A 16,074-nucleotide genomic window follows, 5' to 3' on the forward strand; every position below is an offset into this window, starting at 1 on the left:
GCCGCGGACCGTTCGGCGCCGGGGACGGACACTTCGGACTGTGAGGGGGGCGACAGGCGATGCACGGCCTATGGACGAGCGATCCGACGGGGCGGGGCTGCCGGCGGCGACCCTGGCGGACGGCCGCGGGCAGACGCGGTCACCACGCCGATCACGTCGGCCACCACACCCAGCACAGCGACCACCACACCGACCACAGCCATCACCGGCGCAGGCCCGGCAGCCGCAGAAGGCATGCCCAGCCGGCGCACAGGGGCCCGCGGGACCCGGGGGCGACACGGACCGGGAGGGTCCGGTGAGCGCGCCCCCGACCCCCACGCTGGACGGAGCGCTGCGGGCACAGCCTTCGTCCCCGGGAGCGCTGCTGCCCCGCACGCCGGTCGCCGGCCACCGGCCCGGCCTGGCCCTCCAACTCGTCCTCGCCCTGGTCTGCGCGGGATACGCCCTCGGTTCCGCGCTCGGCTGGGGTTCGCACGAACTGGCCCTGATCATGGGCGACTTCGGGCTGAGCGCCGCGGCCGCCACCGCCGCCGTCTCATGCTTCCTCTACGCCCGCAGCCGCCGGACCCGCTTTCGATCCGCCTGGCTGCTGTTCGGCCTCTCCTCGGCCATGGCCTCGCTGGGCAACCTGGTCTGGGGGTGGTACGAGGTGGTCCTGGGGCTGCCCGTGCCCAGCCCCAGCTACGCCGACCTGTTCTTCCTGTGCTTCGCGCCGCCCGCCATCGTCGGACTGCTCGTGCTCGCCAAGCGGCCGGTGACCAAGGCCGGCTGGGTCTGCCTGGGGCTCGACGCCTGGCTGATCGGCGGCTCGCTGCTCACCCTGGCGTGGAGCCTCGCCCTCGCCCAGGCCGCGAAGTCCGAGGGCCCGAGCGTGGCCCACACCGCGCTGTCGCTGGCCTACCCGCTGCTCGACATCGCGCTGGTCAGCATGGTGCTCGCGCTGCACTTCCGGCGCTCCGCGGTGAACCGCTCGGCGGTCAACACCGCCATCGGCGCGCTCGCGCTGACCGTGATGTGCGACGCCCTGTTCACCTCGCCGCTGATGCACCACGACTACCGCTCCGGCCAGTTGCTCGACGCGGGCTGGTTCGCCGGCTCGCTGCTCCTGGCCTACGCCCCCTGGGCCGCGCCCCGCACCTCGGAGACCGACCGGCAGGGCCTGGACCGGCACGGCACGGCGGGGCACACGCGCGTGGTGCACGAGCACGTGCCCGGACAGCGCAGCGGACCGCACCACCCGCCGTCCCTGCCCGGAGGCGAGCACAGCCGCTACCCGGCCGCCCGGCCCATCGCCGGCTCCCTCGCCGCCCTCACGCCGTATCTCGCGGCCGCCGTGTGCACCCTGGGGATCCTCTACAACGTCCTCAACGGCCGCAGCGTCGACCGCGTGGTCCTGCTGACCGGGGGCACGGTCGTGCTCGCGCTCGTCGTGCGCCAGGGCATCATGCTGCTCGACAACATCACCCTCACCCAGGAGCTGGCGCAGAAGGAGAACCACTTCCGCTCCCTGGTGCAGGGCTCCAGCGACGTCATCATGATCGCCGCCCCCAGCGGCATCCTGAGGTACGTCTCCCCGGCCGCCGCCGGCGTCTACGGCCGCCCGGCCGAGGACCTGGTGGGCACGGAACTGGCCGGCCTCATCCACCCGGAGGACCTGGGCTGCGTCGTGCACGAGGTGCGCAGGTTCCTCGCCGCCGACCCGGTCGAGGAGCCCACCACGCGCATCGAGTGCCGCTTCCGCTCGGGCGACGGCGGCTGGCTGAACGTCGAGTCGACCGTGAACCGCCACCACGGCGGGCTGATCTTCAACAGCCGGGACGTGACCGAACGCGTGCGGCTCCAGGCCCAGCTGCAGCACAACGCCGAGCACGACCCGCTCACGGACCTGCCCAACCGCGCCCTGTTCACCAAGCGCGTCCAGCACGCGCTGTCGGGCCGCCGCGCCTCCGACCGGGGCGTGGCCCTGCGGAACACGGCCGTGCTCTTCATCGACCTCGACGGCTTCAAGGCCGTCAACGACACCATCGGGCACCAGGCCGGGGACGAACTGCTCGTCCAGGCCGCCCGCCGCCTCCAGGACTCCGTGCGGCAGGGCGACACCGCCTCCCGGCTGGGCGGCGACGAGTTCGCCGCCCTGATCGTCGGGGACAACACCCGCGACCGCGAGGCGAGGCAGCGGCACATACTGGAACTCGCCGACCGGCTCAGGACGACGCTGTCCCAGCCGTACGTCATCGACGGCAACGATGTCCGGGTCAACGCCTCCATCGGGGTGGCCTTCGCCGAACCCGGCCTCGGCGCGGGCGAGCTGCTGCGCAACGCCGACCTCGCGATGTACCGGGCCAAGGGCGCCGGCAAGGGCCGCGTCGAGCTGTACAAGCCGCAGATGCAGCAGGACGTCGTCCGCAAGGCGGAGCTGGCCACGCGCCTGCGCGCCGCGCTGCACGACGGCGAGTTCGCCCTGCTCCACCAGCCGGTGGTGTCCCTGGAGGACGGCCGGATCGCGTCGGTGTCCGCGCAGGCGCGCTGGCGCTCCTCCCAGGGGGTGCTGTTCACCCCGGCGGAGTTCCTGCGCGTGGCCGAGGACAGCGACAAGACCGCCGAGCTGGGCCGGTGGATGATCGAGGAGGCCGTCGAGCAGGCGGCGGAGCGGCACGCGACCGGGCTGTCCGTGCCGGTCGTCGTCCGGATGAGCGCGCGCCGGCTGCTGGACAAGTCCATGCCGCTCGGCACGGTCGAGGCGCTGCTCACCCGGCACGGCCTGCCGTCCGGCTCGCTGGTCATCGAGCTGTCCGACGCCGACCCGAGGGTCCCGCTGGACGAGCTGGAGCGGCGCCTCGGCGCCCTGCGGCGGGTCGGCGTACGGATCGCGCTCGACGGGTTCGGCAGCGGCTGTGCGGCGATCACGGCCCTCAGGAGGCTGCCCGTCGACATCCTCAAGCTCGACCGCGGTCTGGTCGAGGGCGTCGTCGAGTCCGCCCGCCTGCACAAGATCACCAGTGGGCTGCTGCGCATCGCCAATGACCTCGGGCTGAAGTCCGTGGCCGAAGGGGTCGACCTGCCCGAGCAGGTCGTCGCCCTGCGCGCGATGGGCTGCACCCACGGGCAGGGCATGGCGTTCTCCGGACCGCTCGACGAGTACCGGCTGCGCCGGGCGCTCGCCGCCGGTCACTATCCGGTGCCGAACGGACCGGCCGAACCGGCGTTCGCGGGCGGTGGCCCGCGGGTGTACAGCTCGGGCGTCTCCGCCGTCATCGGAGGCGGCACGGCTCTCCGCTCACATAATGAGACTCCCGTCCCACCCACTTGACAGTAGGTGCGTGCCGGGGGGAGGGTCTGTGCCATGCGCACCCGAATTCTCGTACTTGGAAAGCGCGTCGGCTGACGCTGAGCCTCGACCGCTCAGCGACCCCACCCGGCGCGCTCCCCTCGCTTGCCTTATGGCACGAGGGGTTTTTTGTTGCACAGGCACCGTCCGTGCAGCAGCCGAAAATCGCACAAACCTCGCAAAAACCCTCAGCATCTGAGAAGAGAATGCCGATGACCGAGCAGGCCACCGGGGCCCACCACCCGCAGCCCCGGCCCCGATCCGGAGGACACTCCGCCCCCGAGCAGGTGACGGGCGCGCAGTCCCTCATCCGCTCTCTCGAGGAGGTCGGCGCCGACACGGTATTCGGCATTCCCGGCGGTGCGATCCTCCCGGCCTACGACCCGCTGATGGACTCCACCAGGGTGCGCCACGTCCTGGTCCGCCACGAGCAGGGCGCCGGACACGCCGCCACCGGCTACGCGCAGGCCACCGGCAAGGTCGGCGTCTGCATGGCCACCTCAGGACCCGGCGCCACCAACCTGGTCACCCCGATCGCCGACGCACACATGGACTCCGTGCCGCTGGTCGCGATCACCGGCCAGGTGGCGTCCAAGGCGATCGGCACGGACGCCTTCCAGGAGGCGGACATCGTCGGCATCACCATGCCGATCACCAAGCACAACTTCCTCGTCACCAAGGCCGAGGACATCCCGCGGATCATCGCCCAGGCGTTCCACATCGCCTCCACCGGCCGCCCCGGCCCGGTCCTGGTCGACATCGCCAAGGACGCCCTCCAGGCGAAGACGACCTTCTCCTGGCCGCCGGCCATGGACCTGCCCGGATACCGCCCGGTGACCAAGCCGCACGCCAAGCAGATCCGCGAGGCCGCCAAGCTGATCACCCAGGCCCGCCGGCCCGTGCTGTACGTCGGCGGCGGCGTGCTCAAGGCCCGGGCCACCGCCGAGCTGAAGGTCCTCGCCGAGCTGACCGGCGCGCCCGTCACCACCACGCTGATGGCGCTCGGCGCGTTCCCCGACAACCACCCGCAGCACCTGGGCATGCCCGGCATGCACGGCTCGGTGGCCGCCGTCACCGGCCTGCAGAAGGCCGACCTGATCGTCGCCCTCGGGGCCCGCTTCGACGACCGCGTCACCGGCAAGCTGGACAGCTTCGCCCCCTTCGCCAAGATCGTCCACGCGGACATCGACCCGGCCGAGATCGGCAAGAACCGCGCCGCCGACGTGCCGATCGTCGGTGACGCCCGCGAGGTCATCGCCGACCTGATCCAGGCCGTGCAGAAGGAGCACAGCGAGGGCCACCGGGGCGACTACAGCATGTGGTGGAACGACCTGAACCGCTGGCGCGAGACCTACCCGCTCGGCTACGACCAGCCCGACGACGGCTCGCTCTCCCCGCAGCAGGTCATCGAGCGCATCGGGCAGCTCGCGCCCGAGGGCACGATCTTCGCGGCGGGCGTCGGCCAGCACCAGATGTGGGCCGCCCACTTCATCGAGTACGACAAGCCGGGCACCTGGCTGAACTCCGGCGGCGCCGGAACCATGGGCTACGCCGTCCCGGCCGCCATGGGCGCCAAGGCCGGGGCGCCCGAGCGGGCCGTGTGGGCCATCGACGGCGACGGCTGCTTCCAGATGACCAACCAGGAGCTCACCACCTGCGCCCTGAACAACATCCCGATCAAGGTCGCCGTCATCAACAACGGCGCCCTCGGGATGGTCCGCCAGTGGCAGACCCTGTTCTACAACCAGCGGTACTCCAACACCGTCCTGCACTCCGGCCCGGACGACGTCAACCCGCAGGCCCGCGGCACCCGCGTCCCCGACTTCGTGAAGCTGTCGGAGGCCATGGGCTGCTACGCCATCCGCTGCGAGTCCCCGGACGACCTCGACAAGGTCATCCAAGAGGCGAACTCCATCAACGACCGCCCCGTCGTCGTCGACTTCATCGTCCACGAGGACGCCATGGTCTGGCCGATGGTCGCCGCCGGCACCTCCAACGACGAGATCATGGCCGCCCGGGACGTCCGCCCCGACTTCGGCGACAACGAAGACGACTGAGAGCCGTCCAGGACTTTCAAGCAGAGGAAGCAGACCATGTCCAAGCACACGCTCTCCGTCCTGGTGGAGAACACCCCCGGCATCCTCGCGCGGATCGCCGCCCTGTTCTCCCGCCGCGGCTTCAACATCGACTCGCTCGCGGTCGGCGTCACCGAGCACCCCGACATCTCCCGCATCACCATCGTCGTGGGCGTGGAGGACCTGCCGCTGGAGCAGGTCACCAAGCAGCTCAACAAGCTCGTCAACGTGCTGAAGATCGTCGAACTGGAGCCGTCGCAGGCCGTCCAGCGCGAACTCGTCCTGGTGAAGGTGCGCGCCGACAACGAGACGCGCTCCCAGATCGTCGAGATCGTCCAGCTGTTCCGCGCCAAGACGGTCGACGTCTCCCCGGAGGCCGTCACCATCGAGGCCACCGGATCCGGCGAGAAGCTGTCCGCGATGCTGAAGATGCTGGAGCCGTACGGCATCAAGGAACTCGTCCAGTCCGGCACGATCGCGATCGGCCGCGGTGCCCGTTCCATCACGGACCGGTCGCTGCGCGCCCTCGACCGGTCGGCGTAAGACGGAAAACGGGCGGTCGGCGCGCCGTCGGCCGCCCGTATTCCGAGACCCCCAGACTTCCCTTCCGCCCCCCGTCATACGGTGGGACGCAACACCTGCACTCCCGAGGAGAGAACCCAAAGTGGCCGAGCTGTTCTACGACGCCGACGCCGACCTGTCCATCATCCAGGGCCGCAAGGTCGCGGTCATCGGGTACGGCAGCCAGGGCCACGCCCACGCGCTGTCGCTCCGTGACTCGGGTGTCGACGTCCGCGTCGGTCTGCACGAGGGCTCCAAGTCCAAGGCCAAGGCCGAGGAGCAGGGCCTGCGCGTGGTGAGCCCGTCCGAGGCCGCCGCCGAGGCCGACGTCATCATGATCCTCGTCCCGGACCCCATCCAGGCCCAGGTCTACGAGGAGCACATCGCCCCCAACCTGAGCGACGGCGACGCGCTGTTCTTCGGCCACGGCCTGAACATCCGCTACGGCTTCATCAAGCCCCCGGCCGGCGTCGACGTCTGCATGGTCGCGCCGAAGGGCCCGGGCCACCTCGTCCGCCGCCAGTACGAGGAGGGCCGCGGCGTTCCGTGCATCGCCGCCGTCGAGCAGGACGCCTCCGGCAACGCCTTCGCGCTGGCCCTGTCGTACGCCAAGGGCATCGGCGGCACCCGCGCCGGCGTCATCAAGACGACCTTCACCGAGGAGACCGAGACCGACCTGTTCGGTGAGCAGGCCGTCCTCTGCGGTGGCACCGCGGCGCTGGTCAAGGCGGGCTTCGAGACGCTGACCGAGGCCGGCTACCAGCCGGAGATCGCCTACTTCGAGTGCCTGCACGAGCTGAAGCTCATCGTGGACCTCATGTACGAGGGCGGCCTGGAGAAGATGCGCTGGTCGATCTCCGAGACCGCCGAGTGGGGCGACTACGTCACCGGCCCGCGCATCATCACGGACGCCACCAAGGCCGAGATGAAGAAGGTCCTCGCCGAGATCCAGGACGGCACCTTCGCGCAGCAGTGGATGGACGAGTACCACGGCGGCCTGAAGAAGTACAACGAGTACAAGAAGCAGGACTCCGAGCACCTCCTGGAGACCACCGGCAAGGAGCTGCGCAAGCTCATGAGCTGGGTCGACGAGGAGGCGTGAGCCCCTGGGCCCGGCTGCGGCACCGATGCCGCGGCCGGGCCCTTTCTCGTCCGGGTGATCCTTCCGCAGAGGCGTAAGGCGCCCCCTGTCGCACCACTACACTGCTGCATATATACGCGTCAGGCCCACAGCGTCGTGCGTCTTCCACGCGGCAAGCACCCCTCCACCGCCTGCGGCCGTCGGGACGGCCGTCCGCAGCACTGGACTTGTGAGGACTCACGTGAGCTCGAAACCCGTCGTACTCATCGCTGAAGAGCTGTCGCCCGCCACCGTCGACGCGCTGGGCCCGGACTTCGAGATCCGGCACTGCAACGGCGCGGACCGCGCCGAGCTGCTCCCCGCCATCGCCGACGTGGACGCGATCCTGATCCGTTCGGCCACCAAGGTCGACGCCGAGGCGATCGCCGCCGCGAAGAAGCTCAAGGTCGTCGCACGAGCCGGCGTCGGCCTGGACAACGTGGACGTCTCAGCCGCCACCAAGGCCGGCGTGATGGTCGTCAACGCCCCCACCTCGAACATCGTGACCGCCGCCGAACTGGCCTGCGGTCTGCTCCTCGCCACGGCCCGCAACATCCCGCAGGCCAACGCCGCGCTGAAGAACGGCGAGTGGAAGCGCAGCAAGTACACGGGTGTCGAGCTGGCCGAGAAGACCCTCGGCGTCGTCGGCCTCGGCCGCATCGGCGCGCTCGTCGCGCAGCGCATGTCCGCCTTCGGCATGAAGGTCGTCGCCTACGACCCGTACGTGCAGCCCGCCCGGGCCGCGCAGATGGGCGTGAAGGTGCTCTCGCTGGACGAGCTGCTGGAGGTCTCCGACTTCATCACCGTCCACCTCCCCAAGACGCCCGAGACCCTCGGTCTGATCGGCGACGAGGCGCTGCGCAAGGTCAAGCCGAGCGTGCGCATCGTCAACGCCGCGCGCGGCGGGATCGTCGACGAGGAGGCGCTGTACTCGGCGCTGAAGGAGGGCCGGGTCGCCGGCGCCGGTCTCGACGTCTACGCGAAGGAGCCCTGCACGGACTCCCCGCTGTTCGAGTTCGACCAGGTCGTCGCCACCCCGCACCTCGGCGCCTCCACGGACGAGGCGCAGGAGAAGGCCGGTATCGCCGTCGCCCGCTCGGTGCGCCTCGCCCTCGCCGGTGAGCTGGTGCCGGACGCGGTGAACGTGCAGGGCGGTGTCATCGCCGAGGACGTCAAGCCGGGCCTGCCGCTCGCCGAGCGCCTGGGCCGGATCTTCACGGCGCTCGCCGGTGAGGTCGCGGTCCGCCTGGACGTCGAGGTCTACGGCGAGATCACCCAGCACGACGTGAAGGTGCTGGAGCTGTCCGCCCTCAAGGGTGTCTTCGAGGACGTCGTCGACGAGACGGTGTCGTACGTGAACGCCCCGCTGTTCGCGCAGGAGCGCGGCGTCGAGGTGCGGCTGACGACCAGCTCCGAGGCGAGCGAGCACCGCAACGTGGTGACCGTGCGCGGCACCCTCGCCGACGGCGAGGAGGTGTCGGTCTCCGGCACGCTGGCCGGCCCCAAGCACCTCCAGAAGATCGTGGCGGTCGGGGACTACGACGTGGACCTCGCGCTCGCCGACCACATGGTGGTGCTGCGCTACGAGGACCGGCCGGGTGTCGTCGGCACGGTCGGCCGCATCCTCGGCGAGGCGGGCATCAACATCGCCGGCATGCAGGTCTCGCGTGCGGTCGCGGGCGGCGAGGCGCTGGCCGTGCTGACCGTCGACGACACGGTGACCGCCACGGTGCTGGCCGAGGTGGCGGCGGAGATCGGCGCCACGTCCGCTCGCTCGGTGAACCTGGCGTGACCTTCCCGGGGGCTCAGCCCCCGGACCTCCGTTCGCTCTGAACTCAAGCGCCGGAGGGGCTGACTCGATCAGCCCCTCCGGCGCTTCGGCGTACTGCGAGGGGCCGTCAGACGGCCGCCTTCTCCCGCTCGGGTGCCACGGGGTCCTCGACCTGGGCCCGGCGCAGTGCCGGGACCGCCGCTGCCGCCGCGCCGGCCAGCAGCACCGCCCCGGTGACCGCCGCCGCGTGCATGCCGCTGGTGAAGGCCTCGCGTGCCGCCGCCGCCAGGGCGTCTCCCGCGCGCCCCGGGAGCTGTTCGGCCACCGCCAGCGCGCCGCCCAGCGTTTCGCGGGCCGGACCGGGCGCGGCGTCCGGAATCCGGTGGCGGTAGACAGCCGTGCCGATCGAGCCGAGGAACGCCATGCTCAGCGCGCCGCCGAACTCCGTGCCGGTCTCCAGCAGGGACGAGGCGGCGCCCGCCTTCTCCACCGGGGCGACGCTCATGGCCATGTCGACCACCAGGGACATGACGGCGACGATGCCGCAGGCCAGGACGGCGCACGCGGCCAGCAGCAGCCAGAGGGACCGGGTGCTGGTCAGGGCCAGCAGCACGTAGCCGCACGCGGTGACCGCGAAGCCGCCGCCGACGACGTACGCGCGGGGCACGCCCCGCTGCACCAGCTGGGCGCTGACCGGGGCCGCGAGTCCGATGGGCACCGACGGCAGCAGGCTCCACAGCGCCGCCTCGAGAGGGCTCTTGTCCAGGACCGACTGGATGTACTGGGTGGTGAAGAAGGCCGAGCCCATCATGCCGAAGGCCGCCACGAGGTTGAGGACCAGCGCCGGGCTGAAGCCGCGGCGCCGGAACAGCTCCGGCGAGATCAGCGGGGACGCCGTCGTGCGCTGGCGGTGGACGAACAGCGCGGCGAAGAGCAGGCCCGCCGACACCGACATCGCGTACCGGACGTGCCAGCCCTCCGACGCGAGTTCCTTGAGGCCGTAGATCACCGGGAGCACCGCGGCCATCGACAGGGGGACGCTCAGCCAGTCGAAGCGGCCGGGGTGCGGGTTTTTGGACTCCGGCAGCAGCAGGGGGCCCAGGATCAGGAGCATCACCATCGCGGGCAGGTTGACCAGGAAGACCGAGCCCCACCAGAAGTGCTCGACGAGGACGCCGCTCATCACGGAGCCGAGTGCGATGCCGGCCGTCATCACGCCCGACCACAGGCCGATCGCCTTCGCCCGTTGCCCCGGATCGGTGAACATCGTGCGGACCAGCGCCATCGTCGAGGGCATCAGCGTCGCGCCGCCGATGCCGAGCAGGGCCCGGGCCGCGATCAGGGTCTCCGCGCTGTTCGCGTAGGCCGCCACCAGGGAGGCCGTACCGAAGGCGGCGGCGCCGATCAGCAGGAGCCGGCGGCGGCCGATGCGGTCGCCCAGCGCGCCCATCGTCATCAGCAGGCCGGCCAGCACGAAGCCGTAGATGTCGAAGATCCACAGCTGCTGGGTGGCGCTCGGTTCCAGGTCGGCGCTGATCGCGGGGATCGCGAAGTAGAGGACGGACACGTCCATCGAGACCAGCAGCAGCGGCAGCATCAGCACGCCGAGAGCCGTCCATTCGCGGCGGCCGGCGAGGGCGGGAGGGTGCGCTTTCGTCGTCATGGGCAGGACTGTACGAGCGTCTTAAACGCTTGTCTAGTACGACTGTATAAGACGTGCGTATGGATGCTGGAGTAGAGTGAGGCGGCATGGGACACCGTGAGGATCTGCTGGAGGGCGCCAAGCGCTGCCTGCTGGCGAAGGGCTTCCTGCGCACGACCGCGCGCGACATCGTCCGGGAGTCGGGGACCAACCTGGCGTCGATCGGCTACCACTACGGCTCGAAGGACGCGCTGCTCGCGCAGGCGTACATCGAGATGGTGGAGGGGATGTCCGAGGCCTTCGAGGGCGGCGGCGAGCTGCGCGGGGAGCCGGGCTCGCTGGAGCGGTTCGCCGAGGTGTGGACGAACATCATCGGCACCATGCGCGAGCCCGGGTCGCTGTGGCGGCTCAGCATGGAGATCGTGGCCATGGGCGATCAGCTGCCGGAGGTGCGGGAGCACTTGGCGCGGGCCCAGCGGGAGGGAGCGCGGGGCATCGTCACGCTCTTCCACGGCGGGCGAGAGGAGGACGTCCCCGAGGAGCGGGTGGACACCCTCGGCTACTTCTACCTGACCCTGATGATGGGCCTCATGGCGCAGTGGACCTTCGACCCGAAGACCGCTCCCGAGGCCGATCAGCTGGCGGCGGGGCTCCGTCGGGTGATCGAGGGCGTCAAGGAGCGCTGAGGCGCCCCTCCCGCATCTCGATCACCCGGTCCGCGACATGCCGGACGACCGCCCGGTCGTGGCAGATGAACAGGTAGCCGAGGCCCAGGTCGTCCTGGAGGTCGGCGAGCAGGTTCAGCACGCCCGCGCGCACCGACGGGTCGAGGGACGACACCGGCTCGTCCAGGACCAGCAGGCGAGGGTCGGAGGCCAGGGCGCGGGCGATGCCGGCGCGCTGGCACTGGCCGCCGGACAGCTCGTGCGGCCGCCGGTCGCCGTAGGCGGGGTCGAGGCCGACGCGGTCGAGGAGCGCGGCGACGCGGGCCGGGCCCTTCTCCGGGTCCCAGCGGCCCTGGACCTTCAGGGGCTCGGCGATCGCGTCCCGGATGCGGTGGCGCGGGCTGAGCGAGCCGTACGGGTCCTGGAAGACGGGCTGCATACGGGGCCGCAGCGGACGCAGCTCGGGTTCCGTCAGCGTCGTCAACTCCCGCCCTTCGAAACGGACTTCGCCGCTGTCCGGGCGGCGCAGCTGGAGCACCGCGAGGGCCGTGGTGGACTTGCCGCAGCCGGACGGGCCGTTCAGCGCGAGGGTCTCGCCGGCGGCCAGGGAGAAGGAGACGCCGTCCACGGCGGTGACCCGGCCGTAGCGGACGACCAGGTCGCGGACGGCGAGCAGGGGATCACTCATGCGGGCTGCCACTCCTCGAGGAACAACTCGGTCGCCGGGTGGGGGAGTTCCTCCCAGCGGTGGCAGGCGACCAGACGGCCGGCGGCCGGCCGGGGCTCGGGTTCCGCCGTGTGGCAGGCCTCGGCCGCGAGCGGGCAGCGCGGGGCGAAGGCGCAGCCCGGCGGGAGCGCGCCCGGGGCGGGCGGGGTGCCGCGCAGGGCGGGGAGGCGACGGCCCTCGGGCGCGTGCTGCGGGAGGGAGGCCAGCAGACCGGCGGTGTAGGGGGCGCGGGGGCGGGCCAGCACCTCGTCCGCCGGGCCGAGCTCGGTGAGGCGGCCCGCGTACATGACCAGCACACGGTCCGCGTGGCCCTGGACGACGTCCATGTCGTGCGTGACCAGGACGAGCGCGGCGCCGACCGCCGCACGCTGCTCGGCGAGCAGCCGCAGCACCTGCTCGCGGCGCTCCTCGTCGAGCGCGGTGGTGGGCTCGTCGGCGACCACGATCTCCGGTTCGTTGATCGTCGCCATGGCGATCACCGCGCGCTGCCGCATGCCGCCGGAGTACTCGTGCGGGTAGGCGCGGGCCCGGCGCGCCGCGTCCGGGATGCCGACCCGGTCCAGGGCCGCGACCGCCCGGGCCCGGGCCTCCTTGCGGGACACCCCGGCCACCGACCGGACGGCGGCGGCGAGTTGGTCGCCCACCGGATGCACGGGGGACAGGGCGGACAGGGCGTCCTGCGGGACCAGCGAGATGCGCCGGCCGCGGTGGGCCGAGAGGTCCGGGCTGACCGTGCCGCTCAGGGTCGCGCCGCGCGGCAGCATGCCGAGAAGCGCGCGGGCCGTGAGGGACTTGCCCGCTCCCGACTCGCCGACGATCGCCAGCACTTCGCGCGGGCGGACGTCGAAGGACAGGCCGCGCACGGCCTCCACGCCGTCGAAGGCGATACGGAGATCGCTGACGGAGAGCAGTGCATCAGGCTCCAACGGGGGCCTCCTTCCTGGCGGGGGCCGGGCCCCGGGTGGCCCGCCGCGGTCCGCGGCCCTGCGTGAGCGCCGCGCCCGACACGGCGAGACCGGCCAGCAGGGCCAGCGCGACCGCCGGGGCGAGGGCCGCCCACGGGGCGCGCTCCACATACGCCCGGGACTCCTCCAGCAGCAGGCCCCACTCGGGGGCGGGCGGCTGGGCGCCCAGGCCGAGGAAGCCCAGCGAGGCCAGGGCCAGGGCGATGCCCGGCAGGCGCAGCAGGGCGTGCCGGGCGACCGGGCCGGCCACGGACGGCAGGACGTGCCGGGTGAGGATCCAGAACGGGCTCGCGCCGATGGCGCGCTGGGCGGTGAGGAACGCCGACGCCCGCACCTCCTGCACCAGCGCCGCCGCGTGCGCGGACAGGGCCGGCCAGGAGATCAGCGCGACCGCGAGGGCCGCTCCGCCGGTGCCGGGCCCGACGGCCGCCGCGACCAGGATCCCGACGATCACCGGCGGCAGCGCGTTGGCGATGTCCGCCGCGCCCGCCGCGATCCCCGGCAGGAAGCCCAGCAGCAGCGCGATCAGCAGGCCCAGCAGGCCGACGGCCGTCGCCGTGCCGACCGTCGAGGCGGCGCCGTGGCCGAGCCGGGCCAGCACGTCACGGCCGAGTCCGTCGGTGCCCAGCGGGTGCGCCCAGGAGGGCGGGGCGAGCCGGACGGTGGTGTCCACGGTGTAGGGGTCGCGCAGCAGCCCCCAGCCGATGGTGATCAGCAGGACGGCGGCGAGCGCCACCGGTACCGCCGGATGCGCGCGGACCGGACGGGCCGGCGGCAGCGTCAGCCCGGCGTCGCGCAGCGCGGGCCCGAGCAGCCGGCGCCGTACGCCCGCCGCGAGCGCGCCCGCGACCAGGCCGAGCAGCAGCAGCGCGAGCACCGCGCCCTGGAGCAGCGGCAGGTCCTGCGACCTGGCCGCGCCGAGGGCCGTACGGCCGATGCCCGGCACCGCGAACACCGTCTCCACGGCCACCGCCCCGCCGGTCAGGCCGACGGCGACCATCCCGAACTGCGGGACCAGCGGCGGCAGGACGCGCCGCAGCGCCGCCCCCGCGATCCGCGCCCGGCTCACTCCGGCGCCCCGCCACAGCTCCACCCACCGCTCCTCGAGCACGGCGGGCAGCGCGTCCGCGACCAGCCGCCCGAGCAGCCCGCCCGCGGGGACGCCGAGGGCGAGCGCGGGCAGCACCAGATACTCGGCGCTCTGCCAGCCGGACGTCGGCAGCCAGCCGAGCCAGACCCCGAACACCAGCAGGGCGACGGTGGCCAGCAGGAACTCGGGCACGGCGGCCAGCATGGCGGCGAACGCCCCGGCCGAGCCGCGCCCGCGCACCAGCACCGGCGCCACCAGCGCGGCGGCCAGCAGCACCGCCACGGCGAGCGCCGCGCCCATCAGCCCCAGGGACACCTGGAGCCCGGCGAGCACGGACGGCAGGACCTCATGGCCCGACACCCAGGAGGTGCCGAAGTCGCCGCGCAGCAGGCCGGCGGCCCACCGGCCCAGCAGGGACAGCGGACCTGCGTCCAGCCCGAGGTCCGCGCGGATCGCCGACAGCGCCTCCTCGGTCGCCTCCTGCTCGGCCGACCGGGCGCGCAGTACGGTCAGCGCCGGGTCCCGCCGGGAGAGCCAGGGCAGGAGCCCCACGACGGCCAGGACGGCGACGAGTCCGACGCCCCGGGTCAGCCCGGCCGCCCCTTTCGCCGCGAACTTCACTTGACGTAGGTGTCGGCGGTGACGAGTTCCCGCTCGCGCGGGTCGTGCGCGGCGCCCACGACCCCCTTCGCGTCGCCCTGGATCACGCGCTCGTGGAGCATGGGGACGGCCGCGTCCTGGGCGAGCACGGCGGCCTCGGCCGCGACGATCGCCTTGCGGCGGGCGTCCCCGACCGGCGTGTCGGCGGCCTTCCGCAGGGCCTTGTCGACCTCCGGGTCCGCGAAGTCCGAGAGGTTGAAGGTGCCGTCGGACGCGAAGTCGCTGTACAGGTACGCGGCCGGGTCGCCGGAGTCGAGGACGGTGGCGCGGGAGAGGACGAACGCGTCGAAGCGGCCCGCGAGCGCGTCGGACTCGATGTTCGCGTACTCGCGCACGTCCAGCTTCACCTTGAAACCGGCCTTCTGGAGCTGCTGTTGCAGCGCGGCGGCGACCTCGGGCATCTCCGAGCGGTCGGTGTACGTGCCGAGGGTGATGGTCCGGCCGTTCGGCTTGCCGGCCTCGGCGTGCCTCACCGGGGTGCGCAGGTCGGCCGCCCAGGGGAGCGCGGGTCCGAGCAGGCCCTCGGCGACGTCGGCGCGGCCCTCGTAGACGCCGTCCACGATGGCCTTGGCGTCGACGGCCTCGCGGGCCGCCGCCCGCACCGCGGGGTCCTTGAAGGCGCCCTTCCCGGTGTTGAGGTACAGGGTGTTGGTGCGCGGCATCGGCACCTCGGTGATGAGGTCCTGGTCGAGGACGGCGGCCTGGGAGACCGGGATCGCCTCGACGATGTCGGCCTCGCCGCTGCGCAGCGCCGCCGCGCGGGCGGTGCCGTCGGGCACGTACTTCACGTCGATGCCGGGGGCCTTGGCCTTCTCGCCCCAGTAGCCGTCGTAGCGGTCGAGGGTGGCGGAGGAGGTGCCGTTCACCTTCGTCAGCTCGAACGGGCCGGTGCCGGCGCCGATCGGGTCGACCGTCTTCCCCCGGTACGCCCGGGCCGCCAGGATCGACAGCTGCGGGGAGCTCAGGCGCTGCGGGACCAGGGGGTCCTCGGTGGCGGTGGTGACGGTGACTCGGTCGCCGTCGGCCTTCGCGGTGAGGTCCACGCCGTCGAGGATGCGGGGCTTGGGGGAGGCGGTGGCGGCCTTGGTGAGGGAGGTGACCACGGCCTCGGCGGTGAGCTTCGTGCCGTCGTGGAAGGTGACGCCGTCGCGGAGGGTGAAGGTCCAGGTCTTCCCGGACTGCTTCCAGCCGGTGGCGAGCGCGGGCTGTGCCTCGCCCTCGGCGTCCAGCCTGACCAGGGTCTCGGCGGTCGACCAGCGCGACAGTTTGAACGCGTCGTCGGAGAGCGGGGAGAGGCCGGAGCGGGGCGGCTGGAGCATGGCGACGCGTATGCGTTTGCCGCCGGGGCCGGAGTCGTCCGTGGCCTGCCCGGCGCCGCTGAAGCAGCCGGTGAGCAGGGCGGAGGCCGCGACCACGGCGGTGAGGGGGACGAGACGGACGGGGACGCGCACGGAACACCTCGGTCAAGGC

The 16,074-nt window shown here is 72.6% G+C and carries 11 protein-coding genes; 6 read left to right on the top strand and 5 right to left on the bottom strand.

What is annotated here, in order from left to right:
* The first annotated feature begins 295 nt into the window (after positions 1-295).
* From ABZ386_RS17925 to serA, 5 genes are all read left to right on the top strand, one after another.
* Positions 296-3,310: an EAL domain-containing protein gene (locus ABZ386_RS17925; protein WP_358965057.1), complete on the top strand. Its 3,015-nt coding sequence runs from the start codon at positions 296-298 to the stop codon at positions 3,308-3,310.
* A 230-nt stretch (positions 3,311-3,540) separates the two neighbouring features.
* Entirely contained in the window at positions 3,541-5,385 is a 1,845-nt protein-coding gene (locus ABZ386_RS17930; RefSeq protein WP_358965058.1) for an acetolactate synthase large subunit, read from the top strand.
* Positions 5,386-5,421: 36 nt separating this feature from the next.
* Complete coding sequence (ilvN, locus tag ABZ386_RS17935) at positions 5,422-5,946, top strand: acetolactate synthase small subunit (RefSeq protein WP_010048631.1); 525 nt, start codon at positions 5,422-5,424, stop codon at positions 5,944-5,946.
* Positions 5,947-6,067: 121 nt separating this feature from the next.
* Complete coding sequence (gene ilvC / locus ABZ386_RS17940) at positions 6,068-7,066, top strand: ketol-acid reductoisomerase (RefSeq protein ID WP_003993149.1); 999 nt, start codon at positions 6,068-6,070, stop codon at positions 7,064-7,066.
* Positions 7,067-7,286: 220 nt separating this feature from the next.
* The gene (serA, locus tag ABZ386_RS17945) at positions 7,287-8,876 is read left to right on the top strand and encodes a phosphoglycerate dehydrogenase (protein WP_114255474.1); all 1,590 of its coding nucleotides are present in this window, start codon (positions 7,287-7,289) and stop codon (positions 8,874-8,876) included.
* Positions 8,877-8,982: 106 nt separating this feature from the next.
* Here serA and ABZ386_RS17950 read toward each other — a convergent pair whose 3' ends face one another.
* Complete coding sequence (locus ABZ386_RS17950) at positions 8,983-10,518, bottom strand: MFS transporter (RefSeq protein WP_358965059.1); 1,536 nt, start codon at positions 10,516-10,518, stop codon at positions 8,983-8,985.
* Between the two features lie 86 nt (positions 10,519-10,604).
* On the opposite strand from ABZ386_RS17950, the gene ABZ386_RS17955 reads away from it, so the two are divergent.
* On the top strand, positions 10,605-11,183 hold the full coding sequence (locus tag ABZ386_RS17955) for a TetR/AcrR family transcriptional regulator (RefSeq protein WP_351341056.1): 579 nt from the start codon (positions 10,605-10,607) through the stop codon (positions 11,181-11,183).
* On the opposite strand, the gene ABZ386_RS17960 is transcribed toward ABZ386_RS17955, so the two are convergent.
* From ABZ386_RS17960 to ABZ386_RS17975, 4 genes are read right to left on the bottom strand one after another with little or no spacing between them, the layout of a single operon-like run.
* Complete coding sequence (locus ABZ386_RS17960) at positions 11,170-11,850, bottom strand: dipeptide/oligopeptide/nickel ABC transporter ATP-binding protein (protein WP_358965060.1); 681 nt, start codon at positions 11,848-11,850, stop codon at positions 11,170-11,172. The two genes, ABZ386_RS17955 and ABZ386_RS17960, sit on opposite strands and share 14 nt — an antisense overlap.
* Positions 11,847-12,815, bottom strand: a complete 969-nt coding sequence (locus ABZ386_RS17965) for an ABC transporter ATP-binding protein (RefSeq protein WP_358965061.1) — start codon at positions 12,813-12,815, stop codon at positions 11,847-11,849. Before ABZ386_RS17965 ends, ABZ386_RS17960 begins: the two co-directional genes overlap by 4 nt.
* Entirely contained in the window at positions 12,805-14,565 is a 1,761-nt protein-coding gene (locus tag ABZ386_RS17970) for an ABC transporter permease subunit (RefSeq protein ID WP_358965062.1), read from the bottom strand. The genes ABZ386_RS17965 and ABZ386_RS17970 overlap by 11 nt, the downstream gene beginning before the upstream one ends.
* Positions 14,562-16,055 (bottom strand): ABC transporter substrate-binding protein, encoded by a 1,494-nt coding sequence (locus tag ABZ386_RS17975; RefSeq protein WP_355726981.1) that lies wholly within the window; start codon positions 16,053-16,055, stop codon positions 14,562-14,564. Before ABZ386_RS17975 ends, ABZ386_RS17970 begins: the two co-directional genes overlap by 4 nt.
* Between the last annotated feature and the right edge of the window lie 19 nt (positions 16,056-16,074).

It is taken from the genome of Streptomyces sp. NPDC006140, from assembly GCF_040628815.1.
Classification (GTDB): Bacteria; Actinomycetota; Actinomycetes; order Streptomycetales; family Streptomycetaceae; genus Streptomyces.

Excerpts from the sequence above, each read along its gene's own strand:
- ABZ386_RS17950 (WP_358965059.1), bottom strand. The coding sequence starts at position 10,518 with ATGACGACGAAAGCGCACCCTCCCGCCCTCGCCGGCCGCCGCGAATGG.
- ABZ386_RS17955 (WP_351341056.1), top strand. The coding sequence starts at position 10,605 with ATGGGACACCGTGAGGATCTGCTGGAGGGCGCCAAGCGCTGCCTGCTG.
- ilvN (WP_010048631.1), top strand. The coding sequence starts at position 5,422 with ATGTCCAAGCACACGCTCTCCGTCCTGGTGGAGAACACCCCCGGCATC.
- ABZ386_RS17960 (WP_358965060.1), bottom strand. The coding sequence starts at position 11,850 with ATGAGTGATCCCCTGCTCGCCGTCCGCGACCTGGTCGTCCGCTACGGC.
- ABZ386_RS17930 (WP_358965058.1), top strand. The coding sequence starts at position 3,541 with ATGACCGAGCAGGCCACCGGGGCCCACCACCCGCAGCCCCGGCCCCGA.